The sequence below is a fragment of the Paraburkholderia sp. WC7.3g genome, assembly GCF_050436345.1.
GTDB lineage: Bacteria > Pseudomonadota > Gammaproteobacteria > Burkholderiales > Burkholderiaceae > Paraburkholderia > Paraburkholderia podalyriae.
This window is the reverse complement of sequence record NZ_JBNDMA010000001.1, coordinates 1,881,550-1,905,301: the sequence shown is the minus strand read 5'-3', so window position 1 is coordinate 1,905,301 and position 23,752 is coordinate 1,881,550. Positions and strand designations below refer to the sequence as shown.

General features: G+C 64.0%; 18 protein-coding genes. 8 read left to right on the top strand and 10 right to left on the bottom strand.

Annotated elements, in window-relative coordinates:
- Positions 1-130: 130 nt before the first annotated feature.
- From OKW43_RS08840 to OKW43_RS08815, 6 genes are all read right to left on the bottom strand, one after another.
- Positions 131-463: a DUF2322 family protein gene (locus tag OKW43_RS08840; protein WP_429446616.1), complete on the bottom strand. Its 333-nt coding sequence runs from the start codon at positions 461-463 to the stop codon at positions 131-133.
- A gap of 108 nt (positions 464-571) precedes the next feature.
- Complete coding sequence (locus OKW43_RS08835; protein WP_429446614.1) at positions 572-1,423, bottom strand: carbohydrate ABC transporter permease; 852 nt, start codon at positions 1,421-1,423, stop codon at positions 572-574.
- A gap of 10 nt (positions 1,424-1,433) precedes the next feature.
- Entirely contained in the window at positions 1,434-2,408 is a 975-nt protein-coding gene (locus OKW43_RS08830) for a carbohydrate ABC transporter permease (RefSeq protein WP_429446612.1), read from the bottom strand.
- 52 nt (positions 2,409-2,460) lie between these two features.
- Positions 2,461-3,714, bottom strand: coding sequence for an ABC transporter substrate-binding protein (locus tag OKW43_RS08825; protein WP_429446610.1), 1,254 nt, complete (start codon positions 3,712-3,714; stop codon positions 2,461-2,463).
- A gap of 85 nt (positions 3,715-3,799) precedes the next feature.
- Positions 3,800-5,779 carry a beta-galactosidase gene (locus OKW43_RS08820; RefSeq protein ID WP_429446608.1) on the bottom strand — a complete coding sequence of 660 codons (1,980 nt, stop codon included), beginning with the start codon at positions 5,777-5,779 and terminating at the stop codon, positions 3,800-3,802.
- A 20-nt stretch (positions 5,780-5,799) separates the two neighbouring features.
- Positions 5,800-6,966 (bottom strand): ABC transporter ATP-binding protein, encoded by a 1,167-nt coding sequence (locus tag OKW43_RS08815; protein ID WP_429446606.1) that lies wholly within the window; start codon positions 6,964-6,966, stop codon positions 5,800-5,802.
- A gap of 192 nt (positions 6,967-7,158) precedes the next feature.
- On the opposite strand from OKW43_RS08815, the gene OKW43_RS08810 reads away from it, so the two are divergent.
- Positions 7,159-8,202, top strand: coding sequence for a LacI family DNA-binding transcriptional regulator (locus tag OKW43_RS08810; RefSeq protein WP_187635795.1), 1,044 nt, complete (start codon positions 7,159-7,161; stop codon positions 8,200-8,202).
- Positions 8,203-8,264: 62 nt separating this feature from the next.
- Here OKW43_RS08810 and OKW43_RS08805 read toward each other — a convergent pair whose 3' ends face one another.
- Complete coding sequence (locus OKW43_RS08805) at positions 8,265-9,473, bottom strand: MFS transporter (RefSeq protein WP_187635794.1); 1,209 nt, start codon at positions 9,471-9,473, stop codon at positions 8,265-8,267.
- Positions 9,474-9,923: 450 nt separating this feature from the next.
- Here OKW43_RS08805 and OKW43_RS08800 point away from each other — a divergent pair, with 450 nt between their 5' ends.
- From OKW43_RS08800 to OKW43_RS08785, 4 genes are all read left to right on the top strand, one after another.
- Positions 9,924-10,928 (top strand): sugar ABC transporter substrate-binding protein, encoded by a 1,005-nt coding sequence (locus tag OKW43_RS08800; RefSeq protein WP_187635793.1) that lies wholly within the window; start codon positions 9,924-9,926, stop codon positions 10,926-10,928.
- Between the two features lie 97 nt (positions 10,929-11,025).
- Positions 11,026-12,015, top strand: a complete 990-nt coding sequence (locus OKW43_RS08795) for an ABC transporter permease (RefSeq protein ID WP_187635792.1) — start codon at positions 11,026-11,028, stop codon at positions 12,013-12,015.
- A gap of 20 nt (positions 12,016-12,035) precedes the next feature.
- Positions 12,036-12,839: an ATP-binding cassette domain-containing protein gene (locus OKW43_RS08790; RefSeq protein ID WP_187635791.1), complete on the top strand. Its 804-nt coding sequence runs from the start codon at positions 12,036-12,038 to the stop codon at positions 12,837-12,839.
- Between the two features lie 42 nt (positions 12,840-12,881).
- Positions 12,882-14,126 carry an ROK family transcriptional regulator gene (locus OKW43_RS08785; RefSeq protein WP_429446602.1) on the top strand — a complete coding sequence of 415 codons (1,245 nt, stop codon included), beginning with the start codon at positions 12,882-12,884 and terminating at the stop codon, positions 14,124-14,126.
- A 42-nt stretch (positions 14,127-14,168) separates the two neighbouring features.
- Here OKW43_RS08785 and OKW43_RS08780 read toward each other — a convergent pair whose 3' ends face one another.
- The gene (locus OKW43_RS08780) at positions 14,169-17,282 is read right to left on the bottom strand and encodes a transglycosylase domain-containing protein (RefSeq protein WP_429446600.1); all 3,114 of its coding nucleotides are present in this window, start codon (positions 17,280-17,282) and stop codon (positions 14,169-14,171) included.
- A gap of 308 nt (positions 17,283-17,590) precedes the next feature.
- A complete protein-coding gene (locus tag OKW43_RS08775; protein WP_429446598.1) occupies positions 17,591-18,544 on the bottom strand; it encodes a LysR family transcriptional regulator in 954 nt (317 codons plus the stop codon).
- A 167-nt stretch (positions 18,545-18,711) separates the two neighbouring features.
- On the opposite strand from OKW43_RS08775, the gene OKW43_RS08770 reads away from it, so the two are divergent.
- The 3 genes from OKW43_RS08770 to OKW43_RS08760 all read left to right on the top strand — a co-directional run bounded on the left by OKW43_RS08770 (position 18,712) and on the right by OKW43_RS08760 (position 21,859).
- Entirely contained in the window at positions 18,712-19,644 is a 933-nt protein-coding gene (locus tag OKW43_RS08770; protein WP_429446596.1) for a dihydrodipicolinate synthase family protein, read from the top strand.
- A 109-nt stretch (positions 19,645-19,753) separates the two neighbouring features.
- The gene (locus tag OKW43_RS08765) at positions 19,754-21,043 is read left to right on the top strand and encodes an NAD(P)/FAD-dependent oxidoreductase (protein WP_429446594.1); all 1,290 of its coding nucleotides are present in this window, start codon (positions 19,754-19,756) and stop codon (positions 21,041-21,043) included.
- A gap of 105 nt (positions 21,044-21,148) precedes the next feature.
- Entirely contained in the window at positions 21,149-21,859 is a 711-nt protein-coding gene (locus tag OKW43_RS08760) for a TetR/AcrR family transcriptional regulator (RefSeq protein WP_429446592.1), read from the top strand.
- A gap of 98 nt (positions 21,860-21,957) precedes the next feature.
- On the opposite strand, the gene OKW43_RS08755 is transcribed toward OKW43_RS08760, so the two are convergent.
- The gene (locus OKW43_RS08755) at positions 21,958-23,550 is read right to left on the bottom strand and encodes a glycoside hydrolase family 28 protein (protein ID WP_429446590.1); all 1,593 of its coding nucleotides are present in this window, start codon (positions 23,548-23,550) and stop codon (positions 21,958-21,960) included.
- Positions 23,551-23,752: the final 202 nt, after the last annotated feature.

Sequence of the window (23,752 nt, the reverse complement as noted above, 5' to 3'; positions counted from 1 at the left end):
GGGTTTTTACCGAGCAATCACCGCTGGCGCGCCGCGAATCCAGTCGCCGGGGGCGGCGTTGGTTCGCGGCAGCGGGGGAAAACGTCCACCTTGGGGATGCGGAAAAAGCGGAAAACGACTTTGAGCGGCCTTAAGCTGCCGGAACGACGTCGATGCGCAATGCCTCGCCGCCAGCGGCAATCGCCAGCAGGTGGTCGACGTTCGGATGCGCGCCCGGGCGGTTGCGCGCGTCGGCCGTGTGCTCGGCGAACAGCGCGAGGCCGTAGTCGGCCGCCTTTGCATCGAGCGTGCCGAACGCGCGGCGCAGCTGGTTGTACACCGCGAGCGAGCCCTGCTTGCCCGGCTTGTTCTCGATGCTAGCGACCACGGCGCCGCTGCCATTGACCAGATCGATGCGGGCGATGCCGTCGATCGCCGGCATTCTGGCGAGATTTTCCTTGAAAACGTTGCTCGGTTCGATCACTGAAACCACTCCTTCCGTTCTAAATAATGCATGACGGGCCGTATCTTATCCGATAGACATCGAGCGGGTCACAATGGGTCGATCGGCAACAGTTGACCGAAGGCCCCCTCACCCCTTCGTCGCGCCAAATGTCAGGCCCGCGACAAAATGCTTCTGCATCGCAAAGAACATCGCGACCGACGGCAGCGCCGCCAGAATCGAGCCCGCCGAAACGAGATTCCACGCGGTCGTCCACTGTCCTTTCAGCGCGGCCACGCCAACGGTGATCGGCGCGGCGTCATCGCCTTGCGTCAGACATAACGCCCAGAAATAGTCATTCCACACGAACGTGAACACGAGGATCGCCAACGCCGCGAGCGCGGGACGAATCAGCGGCAGCACGATCCTGAAGAACACGGTCCACTCGTTCGCCCCTTCGATGCGCGCCGCCTCCACCAGTTCGAACGGCAACTGCTTGATGAAGTTGCGCAGAAACAGCGCGCAAAAGCCGGTCTGGAACGACACATGAAACAGAATCAGCGCGCTGACGGTGTTGAACAGCCCGAGTTGCAACGACAGATCGCGCACCGGAATCATCAGCACCTGAACCGGTACGAAGTTGCCCGCGACGAACGTCGCGAACAACGTCGAATTGCCGCGAAAGCGATAGATCGCCAATGCGAAGCCCGCCATCGCCGCGAGTGCGATCGAGCCCACTACCGAAGGCAACGTAATCAGCACGCTATTCCAGAAGTAATGCAGCATCGGCGACGTCGTCAGTGCCTCGCGATAGTTGTCGAACATCGCGAAGTGCTTCGGCCATCCCCAGTAGTTGCCCTCGCTCAGTTCTTCGGTCGAACGCACGGACGTGACCAGCACCGCGATCATCGGCAGCAGCCAGATCACGAGTGCGATCGGCAACGTCAGTTTGTATGCGCGGCGTGTGGCCAGCTTCCATTTGTCGATCGGAATCGGAAACATCAGCGGCTCCTTATTGCTCGGCGCGCAGCATCCGCCGCAGGTGGTAGACGATGTACACGAGCATGATGCCGAACAGCACCACCGCGATCGCCGCCGAATAGCCGATGCGGTAGTACTTGATCGCCTGGTCGTACATGAAATAGGCGAGCACCGTCGAGCTTTCGAACGGACCGCCGCCCGTCATCACCGAAATCAGGTCGAAACTGCGCAGCGCGCCGATGATCGTCACGACGATCGCCATGAACGTCGTGGGCCGCAACTGCGGCAGAATCACATGCCATAGCATCGACCACCCCTGCGCGCCTTCCATTCGCGCAGCTTCGATCTGTTCGGCGTTCAGCGTGGTCAAGCCGGTCAGATACAGAATCATGCAGTACGCGGTTTGCGGCCACAGCGCCGCGAACACGATGCCGAACGTCGCATAGCGCGGGTCCCCGAGCACCGGCACGCCGTGGCCGAGCATCATCGCGAGCAGGCCGAAGGTTGGATCGTAGAACCACGAAAAAATCAGCCCGACCACGACGCCCGACAACACGAACGGCGCGAAAAACAGCGACTTGACGATACGGATACCCGCCACCGCCTGGTTCAGATACAGCGCAACGGCGAGCCCCATTGGCGGTGCGAGCAGGAACAGCACGAGCCAGATCAGGTTGTTCTTCAGCGCCGTATAGAACGTCTGCGTATGGACCAACTCGATGTAGTTCGCGAGGCCGACGAAGGTCGGTTCGGTCATCCCATCCCAGTTGAAGAAGCTCAGGCGGATCGTCGAGAGGATCGGCCACACCACGTACACGGCCACCATGAAGCAGGCCGGCGCGAGAAACAGGAACGCGGCGCGGCGCTGCCGCCGCGCGGTCGGCGTCGGCCCGCGCCGGCGCGATGCGACGGACGCACCGCCCAGCGCACCGCCCGACGCCGGCAAGCCCGGCGCGCCGGATTCAACAGGACCGTCGACGCTATGACGGCTGACGGAATGCGACACGATCAATCTCCCGATCCGATGCATCGAACAGCGGCCCTGCGGCCGCCACCGCTCACTTCTTGTAGATACGCTGACGCGTCTGCTCGAGCTGCGCGAGGATGTCGTCGAGTTTCGACGGATCGGAGACGAACTGCTGCATCCCCTTCATCCCTTCGTCTGCCATTTCCTTCGTCATGTCGCGATCATAGAACTGCGCGATGCCGCCCTTCGTATTCGACAGAATCTGGAAGCCGATCTTCGAAATCGGATCTTCAGGCTCCGGCGACTTGCTGTTCGCGGACAACGAGCCGAGTCCCTTCGCGAGTTGCGCGCCGATCTCGGGCGTCTCGACGAAAGCAAGGAACGTGTGCGCATCGGACTTGTTCTTCGCCTTCGACGGAATATGCAGCGATTCGACCGGCCCATCCTCGGCGGTCGGCACCTTGGCGTCGATGATCGGGAACTGGAAGTATCCCATCTGCGGCTTCACGTTATCGGGGAAACCCGCCGCGACGAACGTACCCATCAACATCATGGCGGCCTTGCCCTGGAACAGGAACGGCTGCACCGCGTCGAGATCGTAGGACAGTGAATTATTGATGAAGTAGCCGTCGTCGATCAGTTGCTTCCACGTCGTATAGACCTTCTTCACGCGCGGATCGGTGTACGGAATCTCGCCGGCCATCAGCTTCTGATGAAACGCGTTGCCGTTCAGGCGCAGATCGAGATAGTCGAACCAGCCGGCAAGCGTCCACGCATCGCGGCCCGCCACCGCAATCGGCGTAATGCCGGCGGCCTTCAGCTTTTTCGCGGCGTCGAGAAACTCGTCCCATGTTTTCGGCTCGCCCTTGATGCCGGCCTTGTCGAACAGGTCCTTGCGATAGAACATTCCCCACGAGTAGTACACGGTTGGCGCGGCATACTGCTTGCCCTTGTACGACGATGCTTCCTTCGTCGACGCATACATGTCGTTCCAGCCGTTTTTCTTCCAGTCGCCGGTCAGATCCTCGAACAGGCCGCGCTGCGCGTAATACGCCATCCGTTCGCCGTCGTGCCAGTTGACGATATCGGGCGCGACAGTGGAAAGCCAACCCGGCAACTGAACCTTATAGGCTTCCTCGTCGATGAACGACACCTTCATGTCGATCCCGGGATGCGCTTTCTTGAACTCATCGACCACCTGCTGCCACACCGCGCGCTGGCTCGCACCCTTGTAGGCGATGTTCAATGCGAGCGTGCTCGCCTGCGCGGTGCTGACGACGGAGGTGCCCGCGGCAACCGCAGCCAGCGCGAGCGCCAGCAGAACCTTGCGTGGTTTCAATTTCATTCTGACTGTCTCCTTTGTTTGATGATTTTTACGTCGTTGTCGCTTGTGGGTCGAATGACTGCGTGGGATTGCTACGGCCAGACTTCTATTGCGAGCGGTACACCGCTACACCTTGCGGCGCCACCTCGCGCGAACCTATCACGAATGCGTCGTCGGCAACGTGGTCGAGCGCGTGGGCTTGATCGCCGTAGTTGAACACGTACGTCAGTGCGCCGCGACGGCTGATGCGCACGCTGTCGCCGAGCGCCTGCGTTTCGAGGCCCGCTTCCTGCGCGATCCGCGCGAACAGGCGCACGGTCAACGCGTCGTCGAACAGGCTCGCGAAGTAGTGATACGCGCCGCTTCGCACGTACGCCGGATGATCGTCCGCGAAACGCGCGCGCACGTCGAATGAAGACGATGCATCGCTGTCGATGAAATCGCGCCAGTGTCGCGCGAAGCCATCGGCCGTACCGCCCTTCTGTCCGAGCACCACCGCCTCGGTCACGTTCGGCCGCATCGATTCGACGCGCCACACGCGCAGCGGCAGCACCGACGTCAACGCGCCAGGCGGCAGATTCGCCGGAATCCGCAGCTCGCGGGTCTTCGAACCGGTGCGTGGACCGAGCACGACTTGGGCGCCCGAGCGCGCGAGACGTTCGGCGAAATCGTCAGGCACGACCGGCAGTGGCGGCACGACGACAAGACGATAGCCATCGAACGATGCATCGGCCGGCACGACGTCGACGTCGAGTCCGAGCGCGCGCAAAGCCGAGTAGTACTCGAATGCGAACCGCGGATAGTGAAAGTCCGCGCCCTGCGGATGAATCTCGAACAACCACTTCGCTTCATAGTCGTAGACGAGCGCGACTTTCGAGCGGATCGACGCATTGGCATCGGCATTCGCGGCGAGGACCATGTGAATTTCCGCCGCCACCCGCGATGCTTCATTGCCGCCGACGTCGAGCCGGTTGTCGGGCGTATTGAGCCCCGCGTGCATCTGCTCCTGCGCGAACGGCGCCTGACGCCAGCGGAAATACGACACGCAGCCCGCGCCGTGGGCGAACGCTTCCCAGCTCCACAGCCGCACCATGCCCGGCAGCGGCGCCGGGTTCCACTGCGCCCAGTTCACCGGTCCCGGCTGCTGCTCCATCACCCAGAACGGCAGCTTCGACATGCCGCGATACACGTCGTGACTGAACGACGCGAAATCCGGATGACCACTGCGCAACCAGCGCGCCTTGATGTCTGGCGCGAACCACTGCTCTTCGAGCGCGCCGAGCGGATAGCTGTCCCACGTCGCGACGTCGAGATCGGCCGCGACCTTGTAGTGATCGAACTCGGTGAAGAGCTGCATGAAGTTGTGCGCGACGGGCCGCCCTGGCGAATGTGCGCGAATGATCTCGACCTGCATGCGGTTGTAGCGCGCCACTTCGTCGGATGCGAAGCGCCGGTAGTCGAGCCGATGCGACGGATGCGCCTCGGTCACGGTGCCGACAGGCGCGTCGATTTCTTCGAAGCCGCGGTACTCCATGCTCCAGAACACCGTGCCCCACGCGTCGTTCAACGCCTGAATCGTGCGATAACGCGCCTTCAGCCACTCGCGAAAGCGCGCGACCGCGGCCGGCGAATAGCTGACGACGGTGTGATGACAGCCGAATTCGTTATCGGTCTGCCAGTACGCGACCGTCGGATGCTTGCCGTAACGCTCGGCCACCGCCGTGCAAATACGACGCGACGCCTCGAAATACGCGGGCGACGAGAAATCGTAATGACGCCGTGAGCCGAACGCGCGCGGGCGTCCATCGGCGCCGACCGGCAGGATCTCCGGATGACGATCGATCAGCCACTTCGGCGGCGTCGCGGTCGGCGTGCACATGACGACCTTCAGGCCAGCCGCGCCGAGCACGTCGACGGCGCGATCGAGCCAGCCCCAATCGTATTCGCCGGGCGTCGGCTCAATCCGGCTCCACGCGAATTCCGCAATTCGCACCTGCTCGATGCCGAGCGCTTTCATCCGCCGCGCGTCGTCTTCCCACATCGACTCGGGCCAGTGCTCCGGGTAATAACAGACTCCGATACGCATCCCTATGTCCCCAATGTTCTTCAAGCGTAGTGTTCGACGGATTCGAGCGACGCGGCCGCGAAGCCGTCCTCGGTGAACAGATGACAGGCCGTGCGCGACACGCGCAGGCTCGCGCGATCGCCAGCAACCAGGCGCGTGTTGCCGGGCGCCTTGGCGATCAGCACGGCGCCGCCCGGCTGATCGAGGTGGACGTAGCTGTGTTCGCCCAGCTGCTCGACCAGCGACACGGTGCGCGCGAGCACGCCGTCTTGCGGGGTCGCCGCGTGTGCGTCTGCCGATGCATCGACGAACTCGAGATGCTCGGGACGCACGCCGAACGTGACCGGCTGCGCTGGCTGCAAGCCCGCGCTGCTCACCGGAACGCGCACGTTCTCGCCCGTGTGATCGAGCGTGACGAGCACGCCTTGCGCATCGAGTGACGTCACCTTGCCCGGCAGGAAATTCATTCGCGGCGAGCCGATAAAGCCGGCCACGAAGCGGCTGCTGGGCCGGTGATACAGCTCGAGCGGCGCGCCGATCTGCGCGATGCTGCCGTAGCGCTCGGTGTCCTTGCCCGAATGCAGCAGCACGATCTTGTCGGCAAGCGTCATCGCTTCGATCTGATCGTGCGTCACATAGACCACGCTCGCCTTCGCAAACTGCTTATGCAGGCGCGCGATTTCGACGCGCGTTTGCCCACGCAAGGTTGCATCGAGATTGGACAGCGGTTCGTCGAACAGAAACACGCCAGGCTCGCGAACGATCGCGCGGCCGATCGCGACGCGCTGCCGCTGCCCGCCCGACAGCGCCTTCGGCTTGCGCTCGAGCAGTGCCTCGAGTTGCAGGATGCGCGCGGCTTCGCGCACCTTGCGCTCGATCTCATCCTTCGGGGTCTTCGCGAGTTTCAGGCCGAACGCCATGTTCTCGAACACGCTCATGTGCGGAAACAGCGCGTAGCTCTGGAACACCATCGCGACGCCGCGCTGCGCGGCCGGCACGTCGTTGACGATGCGCCCGCCGATCGACAGGTCGCCGTCGGTCACATCCTCGAGCCCGGCGATCATGCGTAGCAGCGTGGACTTGCCGCAGCCCGACGGGCCGAGAAACACGCAGAACTCGTTTTCGCCGATGTCCAGATCGACGTTGCGAATCACCGGCGCACCGTCGCCATACGCCTTCTGCACGCCTCGTAACGAAATGCTCGCCATTGCATCGACTCCGTGATTTAATCGGCGCGAAGTCGGAGATTAAGCGCTTAATCAGCAAGACCGAAAAATCGATCGCAAGGCGATCGTTGGGTCTGTCTCCGATATCGTTTTGTATGTTGGTGACGACAGATGTTGCCGCGCCTCGCGCCGTGATGCAAATGTCGGACAGCCATCCCAGATATTGACAACATCATGCCCACACTCAGCGAAGTTGCGCGTCATGCCGGCGTCACGCCGGCCACGGTGTCCAACGTGCTGCGCAATCGCGGCCGGGTCGGCGAAACGACCCGGCAACGCGTGCTCGACGCGGTCGCGGCGCTCGGCTACCGCCCGCATCTCGCAGCGCGCGCGCTCGCCGAGGGCCGCGCGCCGACGCTTGCGCTGATGGTGTCGAGCATCGCGAATCCGTTCTATCCGGAGTTCGCGCTCGCGGTCGAACGTGCCGCGCGCGCGAGCGGCCACTTCGTGATCATCTGCAATACCAACGAAGATCCGCTGACCGGCCGCGCGTACCTCGACCAGATCGCCGGCACCTTGTCCGAAGGCGTGCTCGTGACGAACGCGAACCTCGATTTAGCCGATCTGCACAAGACCGAAGCGCGCGGCACGCCGGTCGTCCTGTGCATGTGGGAACGGCCCACCGAGCCGCCCGGGCTGCCGTGCGTCGCGGTCGACTTCCGGCTTGCCGGCAGGCTCGCCGGCGAGCACCTGCTCGAACTCGGCCATCGGCGCGTTGGTGCGATCGTCGGCAGCAAGGCGTCGGGCATTCATGCGGCGCGCTACGAAGGTTTCGTCGACGCGTTGCGCGCGGCCGGCGTGACGAAGAATCGCGTGCGGCACGCGCTCGACACGATCCACGGCGGCTACCTCGCGACGCGCGCGCTGCTCGAAGCCGATCCGCAACTGAGTGCGATCTTCGCGACCAACGACCTGCCCGCGCTCGGCGCGATGCACGCGGCCGCGGATCTGGGCCTGCAGGTGCCGCACGATCTGTCCGTAATCGGCATCACCGACATCCAGCTCGCGCGCGAGTCGCGCCCCGCTCTGACGACGGTGGCCGTGCCGACGGTCGAGGTCGCCGGACTTGCGGTGGAACTGCTGCGCGAGTTGATCGAGACGTCGTACGGACAGGCGGGACGCGCCGCGACAGGCGTGCCGGCGCGCGTGCCGATGCGGATTTCGTCCGAGCCGAAATTGATCGTTCGCGCATCGACCGCCGCGCCGCGTTCGCGTTGAGGTGGCTGTCACCACCGCGACCTGACGTTGCAATCGACGGGGTTCGGTCAGCTTGCGGTGCGTCAACTCGCGTGACGAGGCTCGCGCGCCCCGACCGCCAACGCAATGACGGCCAATACCGCGGAAACCACCGCGAACGCGACGTTCGCCCACAAATGTCCGACCCGGGTCGACAGCAGCGCAATGCCGACCGCCGGCAGCGAGTTGCCGGTGTAACAGCAGAGCAGATACGCCGATAGCATTTCGGCACGTTGGTCCGCGGGCGCGAGCCGGTTGATCTCCTGCAAACTGCCGCGAAACCCGAGCGCCGCGGCGATTCCACACAGCGCCGTCGCCGCGATCAGCACGATGATCGACGCGACGACCTGCGCCGACAGCAGCAACGCGAGGCTCGGTGGCAGCAGCCACAGTCCGGCGAACATCGCGGTGCGGGCGGCGAGTTTCGATGTGACGATCACCGTGATCGCGCTCGCGGCGAACAGTTCGGCGACGAGCGCCCCACTCAGCGCGGGGCTGTGCAGATGCATACTGTTCGCGATCAGATTGGGCAACAGCGCCGCGAAAAAACCGAGCAGTGCGAACGTCGCGAATGCGGTGACAGCAGGCACGACGAATGCGATGCGCAATTGCGCGGGCACGCCGATGCGAGGCGCGAACGACACCTGTGCAAACGACCGGGCGCGCGCCTGCACCGTTTCGCACGCGAGCGCCGCCAAAACCACGGTCGCCACAAGCGTCATCAGATAAACGGCGAACCCCGTGCGCAACGGCCAGGGCGCGAATTGCGCGAGCAGACCGGTCAGCAGCGACCCCACTGCGAGCCCAGCCAGATTGACCGCCGCGGCAAGGCGGCTAGCGGGCGCCTTGTCGGCGCCGGCGTGCAATTCCGCGATCCACGCAGTCGCCGTGGCCGCACCGACACCGATCGCGAGACCGCTCACGGCACGAGCGATGAACAGCCACGCCGCATGCGTCGCGAACAGGAAGCACAGCGTGCTCGCGATCGCCGCTGCGAGCACGACCAGGCTGACCGATCGGCGCCCGGCTTGATCGGACACGCGACCGAATAGAAACAACGCGCCGAGATTGCCGATCACGTAAGTCGCGTACACGAGCGTGATCGTCAGCTCGGACAAGCCGAAGCGGCGTTGGTAGAGCGGATAAAGCGGCGTGACCATCGTGCTGCCCGCGTACAGCACGCCGAGCACAGCGGCGGCGGCGATCAGTGATGCGCGGGCGCCGAGCCGTCGCTGCGACCAGGGCAAATGCATCGGTCTCTCCGACAGGTTGACGTTCTGTCGATGCGAGCAAGTGCTGTTCCGCCGCGCCGTCTCGTCGGCACTCAGCGGTCAGCGAAAAAACGCGGGACGCGCCGCAAATTGCGTGGAAAGCCACTACTAAGCATTCAAATAGCTTTCAATCGAGCCAGGGATTTTCCCGAAGCCGAGGCGCACCATTGCGCACCGCAAGACGGCGTCAAAGCCTTGCCATACAAGGCTGTCAGCCTGCACGGTGTCGCCAGCGCGGCAAATTTCCGCGTTCACATTGCCTTGACGACCGGTCGCGCACCTGCTGTACTAAATCAACCAAAGTGATTTAGGCGATTCCCTTCGAACGAACATTGCGTCGAAGCGTCATCGCCGAACGTGGAGCCCACGGCTTCGCGGCTTCGGTCCATCTGCAGTACCAAAAGTCGTTGCCAATAACCGGAGGAGCGTCTCATGAATCTGAATTCCCGCAGGCGTCCTGTCGCCAGGACAATCGTATCGATGTGCGCCGCGGCAGCGGCGCTGTGGTGCGCGAGCGCGAGCCAGGCCGCCGACCAGCCCGTCATCGGCCTGATCACGAAGACCGATACGAACCCGTTCTTCGTCAAGATGCGCCAGGGCGCGGACGCGGCCGCGTCGAAAGACGGCGCGAAGCTGATCACGGCCGCCGGCAAGTTCGACGGCGACAACGCCAGTCAGGTCACCGCGATCGAAAACATGATGACGGCCGGTGCGAAAGCGATCCTGATCACGCCGAGCGACACCAGAGCGATCGTGCCCAGCATCAAGAAGGCGCGCGCGGCCGGCGTGATGGTCGTCGCGCTCGATACGCCGACCGATCCGCAGGACGCCACCGATGCCCTGTTCGCCACCGACAACTTCAAGGCTGGCGTGCTGATCGGCAAATACGCGAAGGCCGCGCTGAACGGCAAGCCCGCGAAGATCGCGACGCTCGATCTCGCGCCGGGCGTGTCGGTCGGCGTGCTGCGTCACAACGGCTTCCTGGAAGGCTTCGGCGTCAAGCAAGGCGATCCGTCGATCGTCTGCAGCCAGGACACGCGCGGCGATCAGGCGAAAGGCCAGACGGCGATGGAAAACTGCCTGCAGAAAGCGCCCGACATCAACGTGGTCTACACGATCAACGAACCGGCCGCGGCCGGCGCGTATCGCGCGCTGAAGGCAGCGGGCAAGGACAAGGGCGTGATGATCGTGTCGATCGACGGCGGTTGCGAAGGCGTACGCAACGTGAAGGCCGGCGCGATCGCGGCGACCTCCCAGCAGTATCCGCTGAGGATGGCCGCGCTCGGCGTCACCGCCGGCGTCGACTACGCGAAAACCGGCAAGAAAGTGTCCGGCTATCAGGACACCGGCGTCACGCTGATCACCGACAAGCCGATGTCCAGCATCGACAGCAAAGACACGAAGTTCGGCCTCGACAACTGCTGGGGCAACAAGTAACACGCATTGCACAGCGGCCCGTTGCGCGTCGTACCGGGCCGCCATCTGAATTGCCGCGTGACCCTCGTGTCACGCTCATGTATCGAGGATTGCCATCATGTCGACTCCCTCCGCGCCCGCCGGCCGCCCGCGCCAGTCTTTCACCGAGCACCTGCCGTCGCTTTCCGAAATCGGACCACTGATCGCGCTGGTACTGGCCTGCGCATTCTTTATCTCGCAGAGCAGCCGCTTTCTATCGTTCCAGAACCTGTCGCTGATCCTGCAACAGACGATGGTCGTCGCGGTCATCGCGATCGGCCAGACGCTGATCGTGCTGACCGGTGGCATCGATCTGTCCTGCGGCATGGTAATGGCCTTTGGCTCGATCATCATGACGAAGTTCGCGGTCGTGCTCGGCGTGCCGCCGATCCTCGCGATTCTGTGCGGCATCGGCGCCAGCACCTTGTTCGGCTTACTGAACGGTCTGTTGATCACGCGCATCAAGTTGCCGGCGTTCATCGTCACGCTGGGTACGCTGAACATCGCGTTTGCGCTCACGCAGATCTACTCGAACGCGGAAAGCGTGTCGAACCTGCCCGATGCGATCATGTTCCTCGGCAGCACGTTCAGGCTCGGACCGGCGGAAGTCACGTACGGCACCGTGCTGACGCTGCTGATGTATCTGGCCACGTGGTTCGTGCTGCGCGACACGGTGCCCGGCCGGCATCTGTACGCGCTCGGCAACAACGCCGAGGCCGCGCGACTGATGGGCCTGTCGTCGCAGCGGATTCTGCTGTCCGTCTACACGCTTGCCGGCGCGATCTACGGCATCGCCGCGCTGCTGTCGGTAGCGCGCACCGGTGTCGGCGATCCGCAGGCCGGGCAAACCGAGAACCTCGACAGCATCACCGCGGTCGTGCTCGGCGGCACGAGTCTGTTCGGTGGACGCGGCTCGATCGTCGGCACCTTGCTTGGAGCGCTGATTGTCGGCGTATTCCGTAACGGCCTGACGCTGATCGGTGTTTCCTCGGTGTACCAGGTATTGATCACCGGCATCCTCGTGATTCTCGCGGTCGCCGCCGATAAACTCTCGCACCGCGGCCGTTGATCCCGCACAGGAGCCTTGTCATGTTGACCTCCACCTCCTCTTCCACGTCCGCTGCGATGCCGGTTCTGCAGGCACGCGGGCTCGTCAAACGTTACGGCAACGTGACCGCGCTCGACGGTTGCGATTTCGAAGTGCTGCCCGGCGAGATCCTCGCGGTGATCGGCGACAACGGCGCGGGCAAATCGTCGCTGATCAAGGCGCTTTCGGGCGCGACGGTGCCCGACGAAGGCGAGATTCTGCTCGACGGCAAACCGGTCAAGTTCCGCAGTCCGCTCGACGCCCGCGCACAAGGCATCGAGACCGTGTACCAGGAACTCGCCGTCGCGCCGGCGATGAGCATCGCCGAAAACCTGTTTCTCGCCCGCGAATTGCTGAAGCCCGGCTGGCGCGGCTCGCTGTTCAAGATGATCGACAAGCGCCGCATGCTCGACGAAGCGACCGCGGCCATGAAGGATCTGCAAATCGGCATCCGCTCGATGCGCCAGGCGGTCGAAACGTTGTCCGGCGGCCAGCGCCAGGGCGTCGCCGTTGCACGCAGCGCGGCATTCGCGCGCCACGTGGTGATTCTGGACGAGCCCACCGCCGCGCTCGGCGTGAAGGAAGGCAACATGGTGCTCGAACTGATCCGGCGCGTGCGCGATCGTGGCCTGCCGGTAATTCTGATCAGCCACAACATGCCGCACGTGTTCGAGATCGCGGACCGCATCCATATCCAGCGGCTCGGCCGGCGCGCGGCGCTCGTCAATACGAAGGATGTGCACATGTCGGAAGCGGTCGCGATCATGACCGGCGCGAAGACAGCCGACGTGAAGGCGATCGCATGACGCGCCGCTCAATCCGCTGAGCCACGAGGCCGGTACACGACAATGGACACCCCCAGCACCAGCAGGCGTTCGCCGGTCAAACGCACGGTCGGTTCGAATCAGGTCGGCATGCGGCAATTCAACGAGCGCATCGTGCTGCAAACGATCCGCCTGCATGGACCACTGCCGAAGGCCGAGGTCGGCCGCCTCACGCGTCTTTCGATGCAGACGGTGTCGATGATCGTCGACCGGCTGATCGTCGACGGCCTGCTCGAAAAACTGGCGCGCGTGCGCGGCCGCATCGGCCAGCCGTCGGTGCCGATCGCGTTGCGCGGGGACGGCGCCTACACGATCGGCGTCAAGGTCGGACGCCGCAGTCTCGACGTGCTCGCGATGGACTTCGCCGGGCGCATCGTATGCCGCGACGTATTCGAGTATGCGTATCCCGATCCGCGCGCGCTGTTCCCCGCGCTCGAAAACAAACTCGCGCGCGTGAACCAGACGCTCGGCGCGAAGGCGGGCAAGGTGGTCGGCGTCGGTGTCGCGGCGCCGTTGTGGCTCGGTGGCTGGCGCGATTTTCTCGGCGCGCCGCCCGACGCGCTCGACGCCTGGAACGACATCGATCTGCGCGCGCGCATCGCGACGATGACCGGCCTACCCGTCGAGTTCGCGAAAGACACCACGGCCGCGTGCGCGGCCGAGCTCGTGATGGGCCAGGGCCGCGGCATCCACAACTTCCTGTATCTGTTCGTCGGCACGTTCATCGGCGGAGGTCTGGTGATCGACGGCCGTCTGCATGGGGGCCCGCACGACAACGCGGGTGCGGTCGGTTCGATCCCGCTGCGCGACGGCGGCGCACGCAAACCCGCGCGGCAGTTGCTGCACGCGGCATCGGGCTTCGTGCTCGAACAACTGTTCAGCGACGCGGGCGCGCCAGCCGCCGCGGCGCACGATCATCGCGCGCTATCGCCCGAGTTATGGCGGCATACCGAGCAATGGCTCGACGGCGCGTGCCCGGCGATCGCGAACGCGCTAACCAATGCGGCCGCGTTGCTCGATCTCGAAGCGGTCGTGATCGACGGCGAGTTCGACCGGGTACTGCTGCGCGAGATCATTCGCCGCACCGAGCGCGTGCTCGATCGTTTCGAATGGGAAGGCATGGTGCGGCCGCAATTGCTCGAAGGCGCGATCGGCGCCGATGCCCGCGCGATGGGTGGGGCAATTCTGCCGCTGTATGCGCATTTCGCGCCGGTGCATGAACTGTTTCTGAAGCCGGCGGCGTCGGAGGCGGGTTATGACGAGCGGTGAGTCACGATCCCGCTTTTGCCTCGCATGACGAAATGAATCGACTCACTTCGAGGCAAGCTTCGTCGCGGGCGGCGTCGATTCCGCCTGCGGCGCCGTCACCGTTTTCTCGACCGGCTTATCGAGCAACGGCTGCAACGCCGGTGCCATCGACTTCAGCAACTGCACAGCCAGCGCACTTGTGAAGTCGTAGCGCGCGGCATACGGCTCATGCACCCAGGCGGTCAGCGTGCCGTAGAAGCGGTTGCCGAGCGCGAACACAAAGGTCGCGCAGCGATTCACCTTGCGTGACTCGATGAGCCGCGCGCCCTTCGCGTACACGTTCAAGCGCTGATCGCCGGTGCCGGTCTTGCCGTAGACGGTGAGCGTTTCGCCGTTCGGGAACGTCATGCCTTGCGCAAGACGCCTCGCGGTACCGCCCGTCACGACGTCGCGCAACAGCATCTGCACTTCGCCGGCGATCTCCGGCGACACCTGCTGCTGCGGCGCGACCACCGCGCGCCTGAAATGCGTTTCGTACGGCGTGTCTTTCGCGAAGTCGATTTGCGTCAGCGTTTCGGTCGGCACCTTGTTGCCGTCGTTCGCGATCACGCCGATCAGTTCCGCGAGCGCCGCCGGACGATCTCCCGACGCGCCGATCGCCGCCGCATACGACGGCGTCAGCGACGCGAACGGATAACCGAGCGCCTGCCACGATTTGCCGATCGCGTCGTACGCGCGCAGTTCGACCATGCGCTTGATGCGGTGATCCTGCGTCACGTGATAGCGTGTCTTGAAGAGCCACGAGTAGGTGGACAGGCGCACGTCCTGGCTCGCGCTTTCGGCTTGCGCGAGCGTCGCGTCGGGATGCGAGCGCAGATAGTTCAGCGTCCACAGTTCGAGCGGATGCACGCTCGAAATATAGCCGCGGTCGTTCAGATTGAAGCGATTGATGCCGTACTTGTCGTAGAGATTCGCGAGGTCTTCGTCGTCGAGCATCGAAGCCGCCGGCGTGTTCTTCAGCGCCGCGTACATCATCTTGTTGAACCACGCATTCGATTGATCCGGCGCGACGCTGCGCAACGCGGTCGCCACTTTCGGCGGCGACTTGCGCACGCCAAGCAGCAACAGCGTGATCTGCTGGTCAGGCGTCTTGCCGTGGTATTTGGTGTAGAAACGCTTCATGTACACGCGGCTTTCCTGATCGGCGAAGCGCGTCAAGTACATCTTGCGGGTCGCCGGATCGCCGAGCCATTGCGACGACGGCCCGGTGGTCTGCACCATTTCATAGTGCACGATATCGCGCATCAGCCGCACGAACACGAGGTTCACCGAATGCTGGAACGCACGATGCACGGTCAGGATGCGGCTGTTGTCGTCGGACTCGAAGTTCGCGAAGGTCTGCGCGCCGCCGCCGGTAAAGAACGTCTCGCCCGGGCTCGCCGAGTATTTACGCTCGACGGCCGCGTCGAGCATAGGCTGCAGAGAATGATCGCGGGTGTGCAGCAGATAGTCGATCGCCCAGTGCGTCAGCCGATCGTTCGGATCGGGTGTGATCGCCTTCAGCTCGGCCGTGCTCAGCGACGCGTAACGGGTGTGCAATTCGGTGACGATCTGCAGATACGTGATGACGGTGCGTAGTTTCGCGGTCGAGCCGAGATTGAGGCGCGCACCCGAATTGATGTCGAACGGCTGGTTCACGCTGTCGGTCTGCACACGCACGAAGTTCGCGTCGCCGTGCCGCTCGAACAGCGTGAAGCTATAGGCGATATGCGACGGATCGTCGGACGCGCGCAACATTTCATAGCCGACGAGACCCGCGGCCTTCGCGCCGTCTTTGGTCGCGGCGGCGGCGAGGCGCTCGGCAACGGCTTGTTGCACGTCATTGTCCAGCGTGCCCGTCGCCTGCGCATCGAGGCGGTCCAGTTCATAGAAGCTGCGCACGCCGAGCGCGGCGAGCAGATGCGAGCGCATCGACGTGACCGCCTTGCGCGACACGAACGAGCCGATATCCGGTGTGCTGCGCGACGCGCGGTGCAGATCGACGTGCGCCGCCAACGCCGCATCGCGCAACTGCGCGGTGATCACACCGCCACTCGAGAGCAGTCGCAAATAGCTGTCGGTCAGCCGTTCGAGTTCGGGATAGCCGCGCTGCAGGAAATACGAGGGCGCGCGCTGCGCGATCATCAGCGACAGCACTTCGCGAAACGCCAGGCCCTGGTCGGGCAGATTCGCGTCGGTGGACGGCGCTTTCAGCAGCCGGTTGGTCTCGCGGAAATCGCGCCCATACCAGGCGGCGAGGCCATCGCCGATACCGTTGATTTCGCCGACGCCAGGCTGCGCGGCAAGCGGCACCGAGTTCAGATAATGGACCACGATCTGTTCGCGCGCGGGCAGCGTTTGCGGTCCGTTCAGATAAGCGCGCACCGACGCGGACGCGATTTGCCGCAGCTTTTCGGCCGGCGTCGCGGTGCGGCCGCCCGCCGAGTGACGGAATTTCTCGATCTGCGTCGCGAGCGTGCTGCCGCCAGGCGTCTGTTGATGACGATCGAAAACGCGCACGCCCTGGTCGACGAGCGCGCGGCTGAAGCGCCCCCAGTCGATCGCCGGATTGCGGTTCGGTTGAGTCGGATCGAGCAGATAGCGGTCCTCGATGAACAGTAGCGAGTTCACGACCAGCGGCGGAATGGCGTCGAAGCTGTCGTACACGCGGCCTGGAAACTGCACGCTGTAGAGCGGCGCGCCGGTGCCGTCGAACAATTGCAGGCCCGCCGTGTCTTTTTCGTCGTAAGGCGGGAACAGGCCGTCATCGGCTAGCGACAGCATGCGTTCGGAATCGCGCGCCTGCGAGCTGATTTCGAAGCCATGTTGCAACAGACGCTGCTGGATGTCCGGCAATAGCGCGTAGCCGAGGCGCGCGTCGTACGGCCCCTTGTCGGCTTGCGGAAAGCGGATGGAATGGCTGGGCCCCTCGGCGATGGAAAAACCGACGTCGCGTGTCAGCTCGGAAAGGTATCGCGCCTGCAGCCGCGAGGTCTCGATCTCGATCTGCACGAGACGCGCGACCAGCGCCGCCGCGAGCAGCAAGAAAACGGCCAGCCCCCAGTTGAACCAACGCCAATTCCGGACGGGCGCGGTGCCGGTCGCGCGGAGCGGAAACCGAAGCGGTGGCCGATTCATGGCTGCTCTCCCCGAGCGATGGCCAGGGCGTGGCGCCTGGCTCACTTCATTTAAATCAGTGTAGCTCGGATCGTGAAACCGTCACTGGTTGCAATTTCTCCGTCAGTGTCGCAACTACAACACCTGCCGGCGGCGGATGACAAAACGCGAACTGGCATGAGATATTGAAGGTCTTTTCAGAGGAAGACGGAGCCGCCTTTTCGGGCGGTTTTGCCGTTTCTGGCGGGCACTGCCGGAATCTAGTCGCTTTTTTGCTGGGTTTCTTACCGGCAACCGCGCGGACGGCTCGACAACCGTTCGGGCCGCGCCTAAGTTCGCGCTTTCGGTTGTGCTCGTTGTGTCTGCGCGCGCAGCAGCGCGATCAACCGTTCCGCCGGCGGCGACAGCACGCCGCCCTTGCGCGTGACGATGCCGAAAGTCTGCGATGGCGATTTGAGCCTGACCGGCACGATGCGCAGCATCTTGTGCCGCACGAACGGCCCCGCAATCGCGCTCGGCAGCAGCGAAACTAGCTCGGCGCTGCTTTGCAGCATGGCGACGGTCACGAAAGTGGACGCCGTCGAAATCGGATTGTCGGGCATGTCGAGGCCGGCGAGATCCAACTCGCGTTCGAGCAGCGCGTGCAGCGGCATGTGCGACGGATACATGACCCAGCGATGCCCGGCGAGATCGTGCAGCGTCATCTCGCGGCGCGGCAACGGCGAATGCTGATAACCGACCACCACCGCCAACGGCTCGTCGCCGAGCGGACGATACTGATACTTCGACGGGTCGGCCGCGACCGCCGCGCGGCCCACCACCAGATCGAGCCGGCCGTCGTCGAGTTGCGCGAGCATCCGCGCGCTGGTGTCCTCGACCACCTCGATCGACAGATCAGGTTGCGCCACATGCAATTGATTCAGCGCGGGCACCACGCAATCGGGAATGGCGCCCATGATCGCACCGAGCGCGAGCCGCCCGCCGCGCCCGGAGCGTATTTCGGCGACGTCCTGGCAGAGCGCGGTGAGATCCGTCGTCACGACGCGCGCATAGCGAATCACGCAATGGCCGAGCTGGTTGGGGATCATGCCGCTTTTCGAGCGTTCGAAAAGCGGCGCGTCGAGCATCGATTCGAGCTCCTGCAGCGCCTTGCTCGCCGCCGATTGCGTCATGGCCATCACGCCGGCCGCTTTGTGCAGCGATTTGTGATCGTCGAGCGCGATCAGCAGATGCAGCTGCTTCATGCGCAGCTTCGACAGCAGGACGTTGAGCGTGTCTTTCATCGGTCGGGTGAGTCGCAAAAGCGATCACGATATGGAAACAATTCAATATACCCGCGAGGCCTCGCGCCGTATAGTCAGCAACGGAGACAAGCATCGAATTGCGCCGCTCATTCGCTCGTTCGCGAGCCCACGCGCAACCCTTCCATTCCAGCACGGACCACATCGCCATGAGCCAACCGTCACATTCCCCCGCCCTGCGCGGCGTCTTCCCCGTCGTGCCGACCATCTTCGACGACGCGGGCCGCCTCGACCTCGAAGGCCAGAAGCGCTGCCTCGATTTCATGATCGACGCCGGCTCGAACGGCCTGTGCGTTCTCGCGAACTTCGCCGAGCAGTTCGCGCTGTCCGACGACGAGCGCAACACACTGATCCATGTCGCGCTCGAACACGTCGCGGGCCGCGTGCCGGTGATCGTCACGACCACGCATTTCAGCTCGTACCAGTGCGCGGAGCGCAGCCGCGCCGCGCAGGCCGCGGGCGCCGCGATGGTGATGGTCATGCCGCCGTATCACGGCGCGACGATCCGCATCGGCGAGCGCGGCATCTACGAGTTCTATCGTACGGTGTCCGATGCCATCCAGATTCCGATCATGATCCAGGATGCGCCGGTCAGCGGCACGCCGTTGTGCGCGCCGTTCCTTGCCCGCATGGCGCGCGAGATCGACAACGTGTCGTACTTCAAGATTGAAACGCCGCAGGCCGCTAACAAGCTGCGCGAGCTGATCGAACTGGGCGGCGACGCGATCGTCGGTCCGTGGGACGGCGAGGAAGCGATCACGCTGATGGCCGATCTCGATGCGGGCGCGACCGGCTCGATGACGGGCGGCGGGTACGCCGACGGCATCCGCCTGATCGTCGATACCTACGCGGCCGGCGCTATCGAAGCCGCCGCCGCGCACTATCAGCAGTGGTTGCCGCTGATCAACTACGAGAATCGCCAGGGCGGCCTCGCATCGTGCAAGGTGCTGATGAAGGAAGGCGGCGTGATCCGTTCGGACGCGGTGCGTCATCCACTGCCGCAGATGCACCCGGCGACGCGCGAAGGGCTGTTGAAGATCGCGCGTCGGCTGGACCCGCTCGTGTTGCGCTGGGGTCGATAATGCACATTGAAGCGCAGCGGGGCGCCTGCCGACGGGCGGACTGACGCGGGCTGGACGGCGGCGTACGATTGCCGCTACGCTAGGGTCTGTATATATACGCCCGCGCCCCATGCAAAGTTTCTACGAAGCCACCGTCACCCGTTCGTCCGCTTACGCGCCGCTCTCCGGCCGACGCAGCGCGCACGTCTGCATCATCGGCGGCGGACTCGCGGGACTGTCCACCGCGTTGGGACTCGCGGAGCGCGGCGTCGAAGACGTCGTCGTGCTCGAAGCGCAGCAGGTCGGCTTCGGCGCATCGGGACGCAACGGCGGCTTCGTGTTCGGCGGCTACAGCCTCGATTGCGCCGACCTGCTGAAGACGCTCGGTCCGACTCGCGCGCGCGAACTCTACGCGTTGACCACCGACGCGGTCGAGCTGATGCGCAAACGCATTGCGCGCTACCGGATCGATTGCGACGCGACCGATGCCGGCGTGATCCTCGCGAACTGGTTCGACGAACCCGCGCGTCTCGAAGCGCAACGGCGTCTGATGCGCGATTCGTTCGGCATCGACTGGGAACCGATCGCTGCCGGCGAACTCGCCGCGCAACTGAAAACGAGTCGCTATCACGGCGGCCTTTTCGAGCGCAACGCGTTCCATTTTCATCCGCTCAAGTACGTTGTCGGCGTCGCCGCGGCGGCCGCGCAAGCGGGCGTGACGATCCACGAGCGCTCGCCGGTCGTGAGCTTGCGGCGCGACGGCGCGGGCTTCGTCGTCGGGACGCCGCAAGGTGCGCTCGATGCGCGCCACGTCGTGATGGCGGGCGGCGGCTATGCGCGCAACGTGTACGCGCGCGTCGAGCGCGCGGTGCTGCCGATCGCCACCTACGTGATGGCGACCGAGCCGCTCGGCGAACGCTTGCACGACGCGCTTGCGACGCGCGCCGCGATCTACGACACCCGCTTCGCGTTCGACTACTACCGCCCGCTGCCCGACACGCGCATCCTGTGGGGCGGCCGCATCTCGGTGCGCGACCGCGAGCCCGAAGCTATCGCGCGACTGCTGCGACAAGATCTGCTGAAGGTCTATCCGCAGCTACGCGACGTGCGCATCGAGCATGCATGGGGCGGCCTGATGAGCTATGCGCGGCACAAGATGCCGCAGATCGGCCGCAGCCCGGATGGCGTCTGGTACGCGATCGGTTTCGGCGGACACGGCATGGCCCCGACTACTGTGTCGGGCGAACTGCTGGCCGCGGCCATCGCCGGTGAACGCCCGCTACCCGACGCGTTCGCGACCTTCGGCCTCACGCGCACGTACGGCGCGCTCGGTCTGGCCGCCGCGCAGCTCACGTACACCGCGATGCAAACACGCGACGCGCTCGCCGCGCGCCGCCGTCCCACACGCCCGGTCGCGTAAGCGTCACGCAAGCTCCGTCGAAATGCCTCCGCCGATGCCCGAGACCCGCGCCAGAGGCCCATTTCGCCATGCTAGAATGCGCCGTCACTGCCGCTCGAAATCACAATGAAAAAGGGAAGCAAGGCCGCCGAGCCTGATACCAACGGCGTCGTGTCCAACGCGCCGCGCGCCGAAGGCCGACGTGTCGACGCCCGCCGCAAATACGATCCCGAGCAGACGAAGCGCAATATCCTCGACGTCGCGACGCAGGAATTCTCCGCGATGGGACTGACGGGCGCACGCGTCGATGCGATCGCGGAACGCACGAACACCACCAAGCGCATGCTGTACTACTACTTCGGCAGCAAGGAAGGGTTGTATCAGGCGGTGCTGGAAAAGGTCTATGGAGACATTCGCGCGCTCGAACAGGATCTGCACGTCAGCGAACTCGATCCGATCGAGGGCATGCGCGCGCTGGTCGAATTCACGTTCGACTACCACGATCGCCAGCGCGACTTCGTGCGCCTCGTGACGATCGAAAATATTCATGGCGCGAAGTACGTCGAGCAGGTGAAGACGTTCAAAGGCCGCAACGTCACCGTGATTCACACGATCGAGGATCTGCTCGCGCGCGGCATCGCGGCCGGCCAGTTCCGCAGCGACATCGATCCGATCGATCTGCATCTGATGATCAGTTCGCTGTGCTTTCATCGCGTGGGCAACCGGCATACCTTCGGCACCGCGTTTGGGCGCGATCCGTCACATCCGCGGCTGCGGGCGCGGCATCGGGCGATGATCGTCGATGCGATCTTGCGGTTCGTGAAGAAGGACGATTGAGGCGGTTGCGTAGCGCCCGACTGAAAAGGAAACGGGATGCGGTGAAAGCCACATCCCGTTTTTTTTATCGCTTCGAGAAACGAAGCGCGTTCAACAATTTACTGTCCCGGCAAACCGGTGACGCCCGTCGACGTGGTCGCCAACGTCGGCACGAGGTTTGCCCCCGCGGCGTTCTTGATCGTGCTGTTGGTAAAGGTCCAGTTGCCCGCATTGGCGATCGAACCGGCGCCCACGGAGGTGCCCGACGATTTGACGGCCGTGATGTTCACGTTATTGAACGTGAAATTGATAAACCGGCCCTTTTCCGCTTCACCCGCGATCGTATAACCCGCGACGCCGAACACCGCGCTCTCGACGTGCTTCATCGTGATGTTCTCGAACCTGAAGTTGCGGAAGATCGGATAGCCGTCCGACGCGTTGGCCGGCATCACGAGAATCGACGGCCAGTACGGCGGTTCCACATACGTCGTGCCGAACGTGGCCGGCACTGTGCCGCCGGCCGGCCAGTTTTCGTTGCCTTGCATGAAGTAGTACGCGTCGTCGACGTTGATGTCGTGGATATAGACGTTTTCCATCACGCCGCCGCGCGTCGGCGCGGATTTGAACACGAACACGCTGTAGACAGCCGGCCCGCCCGTCTTGTAGCCGACGTTGCTGTTGATCTGCGCGGTCAGCGGCGAGACCTGAATGTTCGACACCTCGATATTGTTCGCGCCGCCCGACGTTTCGCTGCCGATCGTAAACGCAGTCGCGCCGGCGCGCACCGTCGAGTTGCGGATCACGACGTTCGCTGTCGGCTTGTTCACGCGCAGCCCGTCGCCGTCACGGCCCGACTTGATCACGAAGCCATCGTCGTTCGCGACAATGTCCGCGTTCTCGACCAGAATGTTCGTCGACGAGTCCATGTCGATGCCGTCGGTACTCGGCATGATGCCGGTCGCTGCCGTCGGGAAGTTGTAGACGTGGACGCCGTCGAGATGCAGTTGGTCCGAGTAGCACAGGTGGATGGTCCAGAACGGCGAATTCTGCACGGTCACGTCCTTGATCGTGACGTTCGTCGACTTGTACGTTTCGATACCGCGCGGCCGCTGCTCGTCCCAGTTCAGCGCCCATGTGACACCCAGCGACGAATGGAACGTCGTGCCATCGGCGTAATAGTGCGACCACCACGATTGCCCGTTGCCGTCGATCACTCCCTTGCCGGTGATCGTCACGTTGTCGGCGTCGCGAACGTTGATGATCGCGGATGCCCAGTTCATCTCGATGCCCTGCACGCGGGTCGGCACCTGCGGGTACAGCGAAAGACCATCGGGATAGAAACCGTTCGTTGCGCCGGACGCGATGGTTTCGATATTCCACCAGCTCTGCGCCTGGATGGCCTTCAGCGTCACGCCTTCATCGATCTGCAAGGTCGTGTTCGAACCGACGAACAGCGCGCCGGTCATGAACGTGCCCTGCGGAAATACGACCGTCCCCTTCGCGGCGCTCGCGGCATTCAGTGCTTTCTGGATCGCGGCGGTGTCGTCCGTCGAACCGTCGCCTTTTGCGCCGAACTCCGCGACGCTGAACGTCGTCTTGACGCTCGGTGAAGACGCAGGCGTCGCGGGCGCGGCCGTCGCGTCCGAATCACTGTTCGATATCCCACCACCGCCGCAGCCCGCCACCGTCATGCATGCCAGTGCAATCGCCAACCATCCCGTCCTCATGTCCCCTCCCACGGTTTGAAGATACGACTCGGAATTTATGTTGTAGGCATTCTCTTCATTGATGGGATGTCATACAAGATGGTTTACCCTGCGCTCCAGAAAGTCTTTCTGGGTCGCGCAGATGCGATAAGACATCGTATAACGTGGGATGCGACGACCCGGTCACCAAACGCAAAAAATCCCCGGT